This is a genomic window from Streptomyces mayonensis, from assembly GCF_018982965.1.
GTDB lineage: Bacteria > Actinomycetota > Actinomycetes > Streptomycetales > Streptomycetaceae > Streptomyces > Streptomyces mayonensis.
Window position 1 is genome coordinate 67,836 of sequence record NZ_JACBYP010000025.1, and the last position, 14,209, is coordinate 82,044.

General features: G+C 72.1%; 8 protein-coding genes and 1 pseudogene. 6 read left to right on the top strand and 3 right to left on the bottom strand.

What is annotated here, in order from left to right; all coding sequences use genetic code 11:
* Positions 1 to 3 precede the first annotated feature (3 nt).
* Genes nuoL through nuoN form a run of 3 tightly spaced genes read left to right on the top strand, consistent with a single transcriptional unit; the run spans position 4 to position 5,203 of the window.
* The gene (nuoL, locus tag HZS56_RS12685) at positions 4 to 1,968 is read left to right on the top strand and encodes an NADH-quinone oxidoreductase subunit L (RefSeq protein WP_216720786.1); all 1,965 of its coding nucleotides are present in this window, start codon (positions 4 to 6) and stop codon (positions 1,966 to 1,968) included.
* A 5-nt stretch (positions 1,969 to 1,973) separates the two neighbouring features.
* Positions 1,974 to 3,545, top strand: coding sequence for an NADH-quinone oxidoreductase subunit M (locus tag HZS56_RS12690; RefSeq protein ID WP_216720787.1), 1,572 nt, complete (start codon positions 1,974 to 1,976; stop codon positions 3,543 to 3,545).
* On the top strand, positions 3,542 to 5,203 hold the full coding sequence (gene nuoN / locus HZS56_RS12695; RefSeq protein WP_216720788.1) for an NADH-quinone oxidoreductase subunit NuoN: 1,662 nt from the start codon (positions 3,542 to 3,544) through the stop codon (positions 5,201 to 5,203). The genes HZS56_RS12690 and nuoN overlap by 4 nt, the downstream gene beginning before the upstream one ends.
* Before the next feature lie 78 nt (positions 5,204 to 5,281).
* Here the strand turns inward: nuoN and HZS56_RS12700 are convergent, their stop codons facing one another.
* Positions 5,282 to 5,881, bottom strand: coding sequence for a Uma2 family endonuclease (locus HZS56_RS12700; RefSeq protein ID WP_216720798.1), 600 nt, complete (start codon positions 5,879 to 5,881; stop codon positions 5,282 to 5,284).
* 239 nt (positions 5,882 to 6,120) lie between these two features.
* On the opposite strand from HZS56_RS12700, the gene recQ reads away from it, so the two are divergent.
* A complete protein-coding gene (recQ, locus tag HZS56_RS12705; protein WP_216720789.1) occupies positions 6,121 to 8,145 on the top strand; it encodes a DNA helicase RecQ in 2,025 nt (674 codons plus the stop codon).
* A gap of 108 nt (positions 8,146 to 8,253) precedes the next feature.
* On the opposite strand, the gene HZS56_RS12710 is transcribed toward recQ, so the two are convergent.
* Together HZS56_RS12710 and fahA are read right to left on the bottom strand one after the other, a co-directional pair.
* Complete coding sequence (locus HZS56_RS12710; protein ID WP_216720790.1) at positions 8,254 to 9,192, bottom strand: M56 family metallopeptidase; 939 nt, start codon at positions 9,190 to 9,192, stop codon at positions 8,254 to 8,256.
* Between the two features lie 295 nt (positions 9,193 to 9,487).
* Positions 9,488 to 10,717, bottom strand: a complete 1,230-nt coding sequence (gene fahA / locus HZS56_RS12715) for a fumarylacetoacetase (RefSeq protein ID WP_216720799.1) — start codon at positions 10,715 to 10,717, stop codon at positions 9,488 to 9,490.
* A gap of 404 nt (positions 10,718 to 11,121) precedes the next feature.
* On the opposite strand from fahA, the gene HZS56_RS12720 reads away from it, so the two are divergent.
* Together HZS56_RS12720 and HZS56_RS12725 are read left to right on the top strand one after the other, a co-directional pair.
* Complete coding sequence (locus tag HZS56_RS12720) at positions 11,122 to 12,396, top strand: DegT/DnrJ/EryC1/StrS family aminotransferase (RefSeq protein ID WP_216720791.1); 1,275 nt, start codon at positions 11,122 to 11,124, stop codon at positions 12,394 to 12,396.
* Positions 12,389 to 14,209: pseudogene (locus tag HZS56_RS12725) on the top strand (lipopolysaccharide biosynthesis protein); the annotation flags it as partial. The gene HZS56_RS12720 and the pseudogene HZS56_RS12725, both read left to right, overlap by 8 nt.

The following is a 14,209-nucleotide window of genomic DNA, read 5'->3' on the forward strand; positions in this document are numbered from 1 at the left end:
GAAGTGGAGAATCTGATTGCGCTGCTGGTGGCGGCGCCCCTGCTCGGAGCGGCGGTCCTGCTGTGCGGCGGACGCCGGCTGGACCGCGTCGGCCACTGGATCGGCACGCTGCTGGCCGCCGTGTCCTTCGTGATCGGCGTCGTCCTCTTCGCCGACCTGCTCGGCAGCGGCGCCGAGGACCGCACCCTGACGCAGCACCTGTTCAGCTGGATCCCGGTGGAGGGGTTCCAGGCCGACGTCGCCTTCCGGCTCGACCAGCTGTCGATGACGTTCGTCCTGCTGATCACCGGCGTCGGCTCGCTCATCCACCTGTACTCGGTCGCGTACATGGAGCACGACGAGCGGCGCCGCCGCTTCTTCGGCTACCTGAACCTGTTCCTCGCGGCGATGCTGATCCTCGTCCTCGCCGACAACTACCTGCTGCTGTACGTCGGCTGGGAGGGCGTCGGACTCGCCTCCTACCTGCTGATCGGCTTCTGGCAGCACAAGCCCAGCGCCGCCACGGCCGCGAAGAAGGCCTTCCTGGTCAACCGCGTCGGCGACATGGGCCTGTCCATCGCGATCATGCTGATGTTCCTGTGGTTCGGCACCTTCGCCTTCGGGCCGGTGCTCGGCGGCCAGGGGGAGGCCGGGCTCGCGAGCGGCGCCGACGAGGGCAAGCTCACCGCGATCGCCCTGATGCTGCTGCTCGCCGCGTGCGGCAAGTCCGCCCAGGTGCCGCTGCAGTCCTGGCTCGGCGACGCGATGGAGGGCCCGACCCCGGTCTCCGCCCTCATCCACGCCGCGACCATGGTGACGGCGGGCGTCTACCTGATCGTCCGCTCCGGCGCCATCTTCAACGGCGCCCCGGACGCGCAACTGGTGGTCACCATCGTCGGCGCGGTCACGCTGCTCTTCGGTGCGATCGTCGGTTGCGCCAAGGACGACATCAAGAAGGCGCTGGCCGGTTCGACCATGTCGCAGATCGGCTACATGGTGCTCGCCGCGGGCCTCGGCCCGATCGGCTACGTCTTCGCGATCATGCACCTGGTGACGCACGGCTTCTTCAAGGCCGGACTGTTCCTCGGGGCCGGCTCCGTCATGCACGGCATGAACGACGAGGTCGACATGCGCCGCTACGGCGGACTGCGCAAGTACATGCCGGTCACCTTCGTCACCTTCGGCCTCGGCTACCTCGCCATCATCGGCTTCCCGGGCCTGTCCGGCTTCTTCTCCAAGGACAAGATCATCGAGGCGGCGTTCGCCAAGGGCGGCACCGAGGGCTGGATCCTCGGCGCCTGCGCCCTGCTGGGCGCGGCCATCACGGCGTACTACATGACGCGCGTGATGCTGATGACGTTCTTCGGCGAGGAGCGCTGGCGCAACGCCCCGACGCCGTCCCCCGCCGAGCCCGACGTGGAGCCGGCCGCCGAGACCCGCGGCGCGTACGAACCGCCGCACCCGCACGAGTCCCCGAAGGCCATGACGATCCCGATGATCGTGCTGGCCGTCGGATCGGTCGCGGGCGGTGCCTTCTTCAGCATCGGCGACCGCTTCCTGCACTGGCTGGAGCCCATCACCGGGCACGACCACGGCCACGCGCCGATCAGCGCCGGCGTGGTCACGGGGGCGACGGTGGCCTGCATGGTCGTCGGCGTCGCGCTCGCCTGGGCGCAGTACGGGCGCCGTCCGGTCCCGGCCGTCGCCCCGCGCGGGTCGCTGCTCACCCGGGCCGCCCGGCGCGACCTGCTCCAGGACGACTTCAACCACGTCGTCCTGGTCCGCGGCGGCGAGCACCTCACGCGGTCCCTGGTCTACGTCGACCACACCCTGGTCGACGGAGTCGTCAACGGCACGGCGGCCTCGGTCGGCGGCCTGTCCGGGCGGATGCGCAAGCTGCAGAACGGCTTCGCGCGCTCGTACGCGGTCTCGATGTTCGGCGGTGCGGCACTCCTCGTCGCCGCGACCCTGCTGATGAGGGCGGTCTGATACCGATGTCCTTTCCCCTGCTGACAGTCACGGCGGCCCTCCCGGCCGTCGGGGCGATCGCCACGGCCGCCGTGCCGGCCGCGCGACGCACCGTGGCCAAGTGGCTGGCGCTGCTGGTCTCGCTGGCCACGCTCGCGCTGGCGGTCACGGTGCTGGTCCGCTTCGACCCGGGCGGCGACCGCTACCAGCTGACCGAGTCCCACTCCTGGATCGCCGACTTCGGCGTCCGGTACGAACTGGGCGTGGACGGCATCGCGGTGGCGCTGATCGCGCTGACCGCGCTGCTGATCCCGTTCATCATCCTCGCGGGCTGGCACGACGCCGACCCGCTGGAGACCGGCAGCAGCCGGTGGCGGCCGACGCAGGGCTTCTTCGCCCTGATCCTGGCCGTCGAGGCGATGGTGATCATCTCGTTCGAGGCCACCGACGTCTTCCTGTTCTACATCTTCTTCGAAGCCATGCTGATCCCGCTGTACTTCCTGATCGGCGGCTTCGGCGACCGGGCCCACCAGCACGGCGAGAAGACGGCGGCGACCCAGCGGTCCTACGCCGCCGTGAAGTTCCTCCTCTACAACCTGGCCGGCGGCCTGATCATGCTGGCCGCGGTCATCGGGCTCTACGTGGTCGCCGGGAGCTTCTCCCTCACGGAGATCGCCCAGGCCCGGGCGAGCGGCGAGCTGGACATGGCGACCAGCACCGAACGCTGGCTCTTCCTCGGCTTCTTCTTCGCCTTCGCGGTGAAGGCGCCATTGTTCCCGCTGCACACCTGGCTGCCCAACGCCATGGGGGAGTCGACCGCGCCGGTCGCCGTGCTCATCACGGCGGTCGTCGACAAGGTCGGCACCTTCGCGATGCTCCGCTTCTGCCTCCAGCTCTTCCCGGAGGCCAGCAAGTGGGCGACGCCGGTCGTCCTGGTCCTGGCGGTCGTCAGCATCATCTACGGAGCGCTGCTGGCGGTCGGCCAGCGCGACATCAAGCGGCTGATCGCCTACGCGTCGATCTCGCACTTCGGCTTCATCATCATGGGCATCTTCGCGATGACCAGCCAGGGCCAGTCCGGCGCGACGCTGTACATGGTCAACCACGGCATCTCGACGGCCGTGCTGATGCTGATCGCCGGGTTCCTGATCTCGCGGCGCGGTTCGCGGCTCATCGCCGACTTCGGCGGTGTGCAGAAGGTCGCCCCGGTCCTCGCCGGCACCTTCCTGATCGGCGGCCTCGCGACCCTCTCGCTGCCGGGGCTCGCGCCCTTCGTCAGTGAGTTCCTGGTCCTGGTCGGCACGTTCACGCGCTATCCGGTGATCGGCATCATCGCCACGCTGGGCATCGTCCTCGCCGCGCTCTACACCCTCGTCCTCTACCAGCGGACGATGACAGGACCGGTGAAGCCCGAGGTGTCGGCCATGCCCGACCTGCGGGTGCGGGAGCTGGTGGTCGTGGCGCCGCTGGTGGCGCTGCTGATCTTCCTGGGCGTCTTCCCGAAGCCCGTGACGGACATCGTCAACCCCGCAGTGGAGCAGACCATGTCCGACGTACACAAGAAGGACCCCCAGCCTGAGGTGGAGGCGGCCAAGTGAGCGCAACAGCCGTCCACAGCCTGTGGACAACGGCGGCGGCGACGGCGGCCGACCCGATCGGCAAGATCGACGCGCCGAAGATCGAGTACGGCCAGCTGGCGCCGACCCTGATCATCATCGGCGCGGCGGTTCTCGGGATCCTGGCGGAGGCCTTCGTGCCGCGCCGCTCCCGCTACTACGCGCAGATGTTCCTCTCCGTCGTCGCGCTGATCGCCGCCTTCGCCGCGGTCGTCGCGCTGGCGGCGGGCGGCCACGGCACGACCAAGGCGGGCATCGCGGCCATGGGCGCGATCGCCGTCGACGGGCCCGCCCTGTTCCTGCAGGGCACCATCCTGCTGGTGGCGCTGGTCGGCCTGTTCACGTTCGCCGAACGGCGCCTGGACCCGGAGGCGCACGGCAACCGCGTCGACTCCTTCGCCGCGCAGGCGGCGGCGGTCCCCGGCAGCGAGAGCGAGCAGAGGGCGGTCAAGGCGGGCTTCACGACGACGGAGGTCTTCCCGCTCCTCCTCTTCGCCGTCGCCGGCATGCTGGTCTTCCCGGCGGCCAACGACCTGCTGACGCTCTTCGTGGCCCTGGAGGTGCTCTCCCTCCCGCTCTACCTGCTGTGCGCGCTGGCCCGCCGCAAGCGGCTCATGTCGCAGGAGGCGGCGGTCAAGTACTTCCTCCTCGGCGCGTTCGCCTCGGCCTTCACCCTGTTCGGCATCGCCCTGCTCTACGGCTACGCGGGCTCCATGTCGTACGGCACGATCGCCCAGGTCGTCGACGGCACCGTGCCCGAGGTCACCCCGGCCCTCGCCGGCACCATGGGCAACGACGCGCTGCTGCTCGTCGGCTCCGCGCTGCTCGTCATGGGCCTGCTGTTCAAGGTGGGCGCGGTGCCGTTCCACATGTGGACGCCGGACGTGTACCAGGGCGCGCCGACGCCGGTGACCGGCTTCATGGCGGCGGCGACCAAGGTGGCCGCCTTCGGCGCCCTGCTCCGCATCCTCTACGTCGTGCTGCCCGGCCTGCGCTGGGACTGGCGGCCGGTGATGTGGGGCGTGGCGATCGTCACGATGCTGGCCGGCGCGATCGTCGCGATCACGCAGACCGACATCAAGCGGCTGCTCGCCTACTCGTCGATCGCGCACGCGGGCTTCATCCTCGCCGGTGTCATCGCGACCACGCCGGAGGGCATCTCGTCCGTCCTCTTCTACCTGGCCGCGTACTCCTTCGTCACGATCGGCGCCTTCGCCGTGGTGACGCTGGTGCGCGACGCGGGCGGCGAGGCGACACACCTGTCGAAGTGGGCCGGGCTCGGCCGCAGGTCGCCGCTGGTGGCGGCCGTGTTCGCGGTGTTCCTGCTGGCCTTCGCCGGTATCCCGCTGACCTCCGGGTTCTCGGGCAAGTTCGCCGTGTTCAAGGCGGCGGCGGAGGGCGGGGCGGCCCCGCTGGTCGTCATCGGTGTGATCTCGTCGGCGATCGCGGCGTTCTTCTACATCCGCGTGATCGTGCTGATGTTCTTCAGCGAGCCCCGCCCGGAGGGCCCGACGGTCGCGGTGCCGTCCCCGCTGACGATGACGGCGATCGGCGTCGGCGTGGCGGTCACGGTGGTGCTCGGCGTGGCACCGCAGTACTTCCTCGACCTGGCGGGGCAGGCGGGGGTGTTCGTGCGCTGACGCTGCGCTTGCCTGTACGGACACGGCGGTGGCCGGGCACCCTCCGGGGTGCCCGGCCACCGCCGTGTGACCGGGCGCTTATGCGCCGCGAGGGCGGGCCCTGAGGGCGGTCAGGTCCAGTTCCATGGGGAAGGGCGCCTCCAGCTTCATGCGCTCACGGAAGATGCCGATGCTCGTGTAAGTGCCTGTGGTGGGCTCCAGCTCGAAGACGTGGACGACGGCGAGACCCTTCTCGCTCTCGACCCGCCAGTAGTGCGGAATCTTTGCTCTGGCGTACTTCAAAGGCTTGGTCTCGCGGTCGCGGGAGACCGAGTCGACCGAAACGACCTCGATTGCCAGCAGGACAGCCGTTGAGGGAAACCGTGTCTGCGTCGTCTCTTTCCAAGCGTCGGCCCGAAACACGATGACGTCCGGCTCTGGCCTGTTCTGCACGTCGATGTCGATCGTGAACTCACGGAAGACTTCGAATTCTGCAGGCGCCAGTGACTGCAGTTGCCATTTGAAGAAGTCCACGGCTCGTTCATGAAAGGCGGTCTGCGGACTCACGAAGACGAGGCTCCCGTCGATCAGCTCCGTGTGCGGAGGCAGGTTCGGAAGCCGGTCCAGGTCGTCCGCGGTCCAGCCGCCCTCCGGCGGGGTCGGCCAGTCGGGTGTGGACGCCTTAGGTGCGACGCTCATCAGTGCTCCCATGGGACGGAGTCTCGCGGGTGCAATCAGACTATCCGCCGGAAACGGGCACGTCTCCTGCGAACGTGTGAACGAGCGACGTGTCGTTGACGCGGGGCAGCGCCGCGGCCTGTGGACAACTCCGGGGCTGTCGGCGCGGGCCCCTATCGTTGATGCAGTGGCCGGGGCAGGACGGGCCGGGCAGACGTGAGAGACCAGGCGGGCGAGGCAGTACGTACGGGGGCCGGACGATGGGCGGGACAGGCGTGATCGGCGAGATGGCAGAGACGGCGCAGACGGGCGGCGGAGACAGTGAGGCGCTGGCCACGCTGAACCGGGTCTTCGGGTACGAGGCGTTCCGCGGCGAGCAGGAGGCGGTCGTCGAGCATGTGATCGCCGGCGGCGACGCCGTCGTGCTCATGCCGACCGGCGGCGGCAAGTCGCTGTGCTACCAGATCCCGGCCCTGGTCAGGCCCGGCACCGGCATCGTGGTCTCGCCGCTGATCGCGCTGATGCAGGACCAGGTGGACGCGCTGCGGGCGCTCGGCGTGCGCGCCGGGTTCATGAACTCCACGCAGGACTTCGACGAGCGGCGCGTGGTCGAGGCCGAGTTCCTCGCCGGTGAGCTGGACCTGCTGTACCTGGCGCCCGAGCGGCTGCGCCTGGAGGGCACGCTCGACCTGCTGTCCCGCGGCAAGATCTCCCTCTTCGCCATCGACGAGGCGCACTGCGTCTCCCAGTGGGGCCACGACTTCCGGCCCGACTACCTCGCCCTGTCGCTGCTCGGCGAGCGCTGGCCGGACGTGCCCCGCCTCGCGCTCACGGCGACGGCCACGCACGCCACCCACCGCGAGATCACCGAGCGGCTGAGGATGCCGCAGGCCCGGCACTTCGTGGCCAGCTTCGACCGGCCGAACATCCAGTACCGGATCGTTTCGAAGACCGACCCCAAGAAGCAGCTGCTGGGCTTTTTGCGCGAGGAGCACCCGGGCGACGCGGGCATCGTCTACTGCCTCTCGCGCAACTCGGTGGAGAAGACCGCCGAGTTCCTCTCGCGCAACGGCGTCGAGGCCGTGCCGTACCACGCCGGTCTGGACGCCGGCACCCGCGCGGCGCACCAGTCGAGGTTCCTGCGCGAGGAGGGCCTGGTCGTCGTGGCGACCATCGCCTTCGGCATGGGCATCGACAAGCCCGACGTGCGGTTCGTCGCCCACCTGGACCTGCCCAAGTCCGTCGAGGGGTACTACCAGGAGACCGGCCGCGCGGGCCGGGACGGGCTGCCCTCGACGGCCTGGATGGCGTACGGACTCAACGACGTCATACAGCAGCGCAAGCTGATCCAGTCCGGCGAGGGCGACGAGGCGTTCCAGCGCCGGGCCCAGTCCCACCTGGACGCGATGCTGGCCCTGTGCGAGACCGTCCGGTGCCGCCGCGGCCAGCTCCTCGCCTACTTCGGACAGGACCCGGACCCGGCCGGCTGCGGCAACTGCGACTCCTGCCTGACCCCGCCCGAGACCTGGGACGGCACGGTGGCGGCGCAGAAGGTGCTGTCGACGGTGGTGCGGCTGAAGCGGGAGCGCGGACAGAAGTTCGGCGCCGGACAGATCATCGACATCCTGCTCGGCAAGCGCACCGCCAAGGTCATCCAGTTCGACCACGACCAGCTCTCCGTGTTCGGCATCGGCGAGGAGCTGACGGAGGCCGAGTGGCGCGGCGTCGCCCGGCAACTGCTGGCCCAGGGGCTGCTCGCCGTCGAGGGGGAGTACGGCACGCTGGTGCTGACCGAGGCCAGCGGGACGGTGCTGCGGCGCGAGCGCGAGGTGCCGCTGCGCAAGGAGCCCAAGAAGCCCGCCGCGGCCAGGTCGGCGGGTGGCGGCCGCGGCGAGCGCAAGGCGAAGGCGGCTGCGGCCGAGCTGCCCGCGGAGCTGGTCCCGGCCTTCGAGGCGCTGCGCGCCTGGCGTGCGGAACAGGCCCGCGAGCAGGGCGTCCCGGCCTACGTCATCTTCCACGACGCCACCCTCCGGGAGATCGCCACCGTGTGGCCCACCTCGGTCGAACAGCTCGGGGGCATCAGCGGCGTCGGCGAGAAGAAGCGGGCCACGTACGGCGAGGGGGTGGTCGGAGTGCTGGCGGGACTGGAGGCACCGTCCGCCGCCCCGGCGCCCACCCCGGGGCCCGCGTCGGACCCGTCGGCCGGCCCGGGCGCCGGTTCCGCCTCCCACTCCGGCGCGGACGACTGGCCCGAGCACGAGCCGGAGCCCGAGGACTGGGAATAGGGCCTGGGCACAGGGTCTCGAAACAGGGCCTCGGAAGAAGGCGTGGGAATGGGGCTACGGCCGTCACGTCCCTGGCCCGTGGTCCGTTTCCCCGTCCGAGCGGAGCGACTACGCCAGGGCCGTCAGGCCCGGGGCGAAGGTGATCAGGAGGGGGACGAGCGGGACCAGGGCCGCTGTCGCCGTGGTGAGGGCGCGGTGGCGGGGCGTCAGGCGGGGCCGGGGTTCGAGGAGGCGGTCGACCCGTTCGCCGAGGAGGCGGTGACTGGAGGAGCAGGACAGGACGCCCCGGTGCTGGTTCAGCTCGATCAGGGCCAGCGCGGTGGTCAGGTGTCCGCAGCGGCGCGAGGCGGTGTCGTCCGCGGAGAGTTCGACCAGGCGGTGGGTCTGGTCGCAGAAGTGGGCGAAGAGCGGGACGCGCGGAAAGCCCGTCGCCAGGGCCGTGGACAGGTGCAGCAGCCAGTCGTGGCGGGCCCGGGCGTGGCCGCGCTCGTGGGTGAGGACGGCGTCGAGCTGGTGGTCGGTGAGGCGGTGCAGGGCGCCCGTGGTGACGATGAGCTGGGGCGGGTTCCCGGGCATCCACCAGGCGTCCGGGTACTCGTCCTCCAGCACCAGCAGGGGCCCGCGGGCGGCGCCGAGGCCGGCGGGCAGGTCCGGGGCGCGCTCGCGCAGGTGGGCCCGCGACCGGGCGCGCCGGCGGCGGGCCTCGACGAGTTCGCGGGCCAGCATCGCCGTCGTCCAGGCGGCCCCCGCCGCCAGCAGCAGTGTGACGACCGCCGCCCAGGCCGGGCCGGCGGAGAGGTTGTAGGCGGCGGTCACCGAGGGCGGTGCGGGCGCGAAGAGCTGGGCGCGGACGGTGCCGAAGACGGCGGTGGCGCCGAGCGCGAGGGCGGTCAGACAGCACAGCAGGACGGTGGCGACCAGGCACTGCCACACCCACAGCGCGACCACGGGATCCCGGTCCGGCCAGCCGGAGCGGGTCAGGGCGCGCGGTACCGGCACCGCGGCGGTCACGGCGACGACGAACAGCAGGAGCAGGCAGACGGTCATGCCACGGGCTCCGGATCCTGGTCGGAAAGGACGGGCGGCTCTGGCTGTGCAGGGGCGGACGGACCGAAGACGCACGAACACCGCCCGACGCCAGTATGACGGTGCCGGGCGGTGGGAGTCAGGTGCCGGAGAACACCGGATCCGGGAATTCGGGCGGCGGCGGTTCTGCAGCGGAGGCGGCAAGGGGCCGGCACGGCCTACGGCAGCCGGTCCGCCTGCGACAGTCGGTGGGCGTACGGCAGCCGGTCGGCGTACAGGATCCCGTCCCCCGGCGTACAGGATCCCGTGGCCGGGGTCAGCGGCCCTTTCGTCCGGTCACCCGCCCGGTCACCTCGCCGAGACCCACTCGTACGCCGTCCGGTCCCGGGGCCCAGGCCGACAGGGTCACCACGTCGCCGTCCTCCAGGAACGTGCGCCTGCCGCCGGGGAGTTCGAGGGGGTCCCGGCCGTTCCAGGTCAGTTCGAGCAGTGACCCTCGTTCCCGCTCGGACGGCCCGCTCACCGTGCCGGAACCGTAGAGGTCGCCGGTGCGCAGCGAGGCGCCGTTGACCGTCATGTGGGCCAGCTGCTGGGCGGCCGTCCAGTACATGGTGGAGAACGGCGGCTCGGAGACGACATGCCCGTTGACGGCGACGGAGATCCGCAGGTCGTAGCCGCCGGGTCCGTCCTGGTCGCCGTCCGTGTCGTCGAGGTAGGGCAGCAGGTCGTGCGTGCGTTCCGGAGGCGCCACCCGTGCGTCCTCCAGGGCCTCCAGCGGCGTGATCCACGCCGACACCGACGTGGCGAAGGACTTCCCGAGGAACGGGCCGAGGGGGACGTACTCCCAGGCCTGGACGTCCCGTGCGGACCAGTCGTTGAGCAGGCACAGCCCGAAGACGTGCTCCCGGAAGTCGCCGAGTGCCACCGGCTCGCCCGCTTCGGAGGGCACGCCCACGACGAAGCCGACCTCCGCCTCGATGTCGAGGCGGACGGACGGCCCGAAGACGGGGGCGGTGTCGGCGGGGGCCTTGCGCTGCCCCGAGGGCCGTACGACGTCCGTACCGGACACCACCACCGTGCCGGAGCGGCCGTGGTAGCCGATCGGGAGGTGTTTCCAGTTCGGGGTGAGGGAGCCGGCGGCGTCGGGGCGGAAGATCTGGCCGACGTTCCGCGCGTGGTGCTCGGAGGCGTAGAAGTCGACGTAGTCGGCGACCTCGAAGGGCAGGTGCAGGGTCACCGACGACAGCGGGTGGAGGAGCGGTTGCAGGGTCTCGCGGTGGGAGGGGACCGTCACCCACGCCGTCAGCGCGCGCCGTACGTCCGACCACGCGGTGCGGCCGGCCGCAAGGAGCGGGTTCAGGGTGGGCCGCGCCAGCAGGGAGGCGTACGGCGAGCCGAGCGCGTGGGCCGCGGCGCCCGCGTCGAGAACGTGGTCGCCGAGCCGGACGCCCACCGTCCGCTCCCGCGTGCCGGGGACCGAGAACACGCCGTACGGAAGGTTGTGCGGGCCGAAGGGGTCGCCCTCGGGGACGTCGAAGGGGGGCATCGGGTGCTGCCTCGCTTTCGTGTTCGCCATGTGAGCCGTGTGAGCCGTGTGAGCCATGTGCGGCGTGCGCGCCGTGTGTGCCGTGCACGCGTCGTGTGCGCCAGGTGGTCGTTGTGTGCCACGTGGTGCCTGGACCAGCCACACGTTACGGGTGACACAGCCGTCTTGGGAGTGCGGCGGGAGGTGGTGCCGCGAGGCGGGGAGGGCGTGCGCAGGCGCTCCGACGTGCGCGGGGCGCGAACGGGGCACGTTCGGCGCCGGTGGCGCTCCGCTTCCGCCTGTGCACGGGAAGTTGTCCACAGGCCGGGAGGCAATCTTGACGGAGTGGTGCGAACAGGGCGACTCTGGGCGGGTGCCGGACGGTCTCGGGGAGGGGGCCCTCGACGGCACCTCTGGGGGGACGGATGGCCATTGGGGAGGCCGGTCCGGGTCGGGCGCGGGACGGTTCGCAGCCGGGGAGACGGCTGGAAGCGGCCATGCGCGACCGGCTCGGCCGGGAATGCGTGTACGTGCCGTCATGCCGTTTCGGGCTGTACGCGGCGCTGCGGCACTGGTGCCCGCCGGGCGGCCGGGTGCTGATGTCTCCGGTCAACGACGACGTCATCTTCTTCGTCGTCCTCGCCGCCGGGCTGCGTCCGGTGCAGGCGCCGCTCGACCCGTCGGACGCGTCCCTGGACGTGGACGCCGTGCCCGACGAGGTGTGGGGCTCGCTGTCCGCCGTACTGACGACCAACCTGTACGGGAACCCGGATCCGGCGCCCCGGCTGCGGGCCCGCTGCGACGCGCTGGGCATCCCGCTGTTCGAGGACGCCGCGCACGCCATCGGCAGCGAGGTGGGCGGGCGGCCGGTCGGCACCTGGGGCGACGCCTCCGTCTTCAGCCTCTCCAAGCACGTCGGCGCCAAGGCCGGCGGCATCCTCGCCGTCGCCGACCCCGCGCTGCGCGAGACGCTTGAGCGCAGTTGCGAGGAGCTGCTGCTGCCACGCCGTACGACGGCCGAAGTCGCCTACGCGGTACGGCCGTACGCGGAGGCCGCCGTGCGCGGGCTGCGGCTGCGGCGGGCCGCCTGGGCGACCGTGCGCCTGCTGGGGCTGACGGAGCGCGAGGAGATCCGGATGCCGCTGCGCCCCCGGGAGCTCGCCCGCGCGGCGGCCTCGGCGCCCGGCCTCGACGCGTACGACTCCTGGGTCCGCGTCGACATGCACGACTACCGGCTGCGGTCGGGGAGGTTCCGGTTCGGCCGGATCGGGCGCAGGCTCGACCGCCTGGACGACGTACTCGCCCGCTGCCGGGCCGGGACGGAGCTGCTCCTCTCCACCCGCTGGGCCGTACCGGCCGCCCCGGACGGCAGCGGCCCGGCGCGGGGTGCGGCGCAGCGGTCACCGGGCGCGGTGCAGCCGCTGTTCCGGGTCCCGTTGCTGGTGGCCGACCGGGATGCGGCGGCCCGGGCGCTGGCCCGGCGCGGCATGGTCGTCGGCTACCTCTACGACCCGCCCCTCGACGACTACGCGGGCGCCGGGTTCACCGACCCGTCCCCGGCTCCCGAAGGGGCGCGCTGGTTCGCGCGGCACGCGCTGCCCGTGGACCCGCTGCGGGCACCCGCGGTGGTCGCGGCGCTGGAGGAGTCCGGCGTACGACCGGCCGAGGTTCCGGAAGGGCGGGTTCCGTCGGGTGGCTGAGACCAAGGTGCACCAGACGGCCGCGGTACCGGCGGGCGGCGGGCCGGCGTCGGCCGGGAGCGGGCCCGGCGGCGACTCGCTCTTCAAGAACGCCTACTTCCTCATGCTCAGCACCGGCGTCTCCGCCGTTCTCGGCCTCGGCTTCTGGCTCGTGGCCGCGCGCTACTACTCGGAGGAGGCGGTCGGACAGGGCTCCGCCGCCATCGCCGCCATGCGGCTGCTCGCCAGCATCACGGCGACCACGATGATCGGTGCCGTCGTCCGTTTCGTGCCGCGCGCCGGGCGTGCCACCGGTCCCCTGGTGTGGCGTGCCTACGCGGCGAGTTCGGCGGTCGTCGCCGTCGCCGCCGTCGTCTTCCTGCTCACCCTCGACCTGTGGGGGGCCTCGTACGCCCCGCTCGGCACGCTCGGGGCCGGGGCGCTGTTCGTCGCCGCGTGCGTGGCCTGGGCGCTGCTCACCCTCCAGGACGGCGTGCTGACGGGGCTGCGCAAGGCGGAGTGGGTGCCCGCGGGGAACGCGGTGTTCTCGGTCGGCAAGCTGATCCTGCTGGCCGTCTTCGCCACCACGCTGCCCGTCCTCGGCATCTTCGTGTCCTGGGCCGTGGCGATCGCCTTCTCCACCCTGCCGCTCGGCTGGCTGATCTTCCGCAGGCTCATCCCCCGCCAGGCCGCCGCCGACCGGGACGTGGAACCGCCCAGGGTCCGCGAGATGGGCCGGTTCCTCGCGGGGGACTCACTGGGCGCACTGTTCAGCCTGGCGATGATCAATCTGCTGCCGGTGATGGTGGCGGTCAACTTCAGCGCCGCGCAGAACGGCTACTTCTACGTGGCCTACACGGTCGGCGGCACGATGGAGTTCATGGCCATCAACATGGCCTCCTCCCTCACCGCGCACGCCTCCCACGACCCGCGCCGCCTCGCCGACGGGGTCCGCGGAGCCCTGCGCCGCATGACGCTGCTGCTGGTGCCGGTGGTGCTCTTCCTGGTCGCCTTCGCGCCGCAGATCCTCGCGCCCTTCGACGAGGACTACGCCGAGCACGGCTCCACGGTGCTGCGGCTGCTCGCGCTGGGGGCGCTGCCGAGGATCGTGGTGGAGCTGTACATCGGCGTGCTGCGGGTCCAGGGGCGCACCGGCGTACTCGCCGCCGTGCAGGGCGCGATGTGCGTCCTGGTGCTCGGAAGCGCGACGCTGCTGTTCACTCCGGCCGGGATCGCGGGGGCGGGATGGGCGGTTCTGGTGGGCATGTCGGTGGTCGCCGTCGGCTGCGTGCCGGGACTGCGGGCCGCGCTGCGGGGCGCCGGCCCGACCGGCGGGCCAGGCGGGTCGCGCGCGCCCGGCAGGTCCGGGGGACCCCGGGAGTTCGGTGGGGCCGGTGGGTCGGGTGAGCCGGGTGAGTTGGGGGAGTCGGGTGAGCCGGGAGGGCCGGGAGGGCCGGGAGGCTCGGGTGGTTCCCAGGGGTTCGGCGGTCCGGTGGGCGCCGGCAGTGACGGGCGCCGGTCCGGCCGGGAGCGGCCGCGTCCCGGCACGTCCTACGGCACTGACTGGGCCCGGCTGAACGCCACTGCCGGGTACGGCACGGCCTGGGCGCGGCAGGCGGCGTACGAGCGGGGGCGGCCGGGCGAGGAGGGGCGGGAGGACACGGTCGCCCTGTTCGTCGGACGCCCCGGGTACGAGCGGGAGGCCCTGGAGGCGGACACCCTCGCGATGATCGTCCGCCCGCCTGCCGATGCTCGTGGCGGTGGCGGTGGCGGTGGGGGGGGGGGGGGGGGGGGGGGGCGCGCCCCCCCCCCCCCCCGGGGGGGGCCAAAAAGG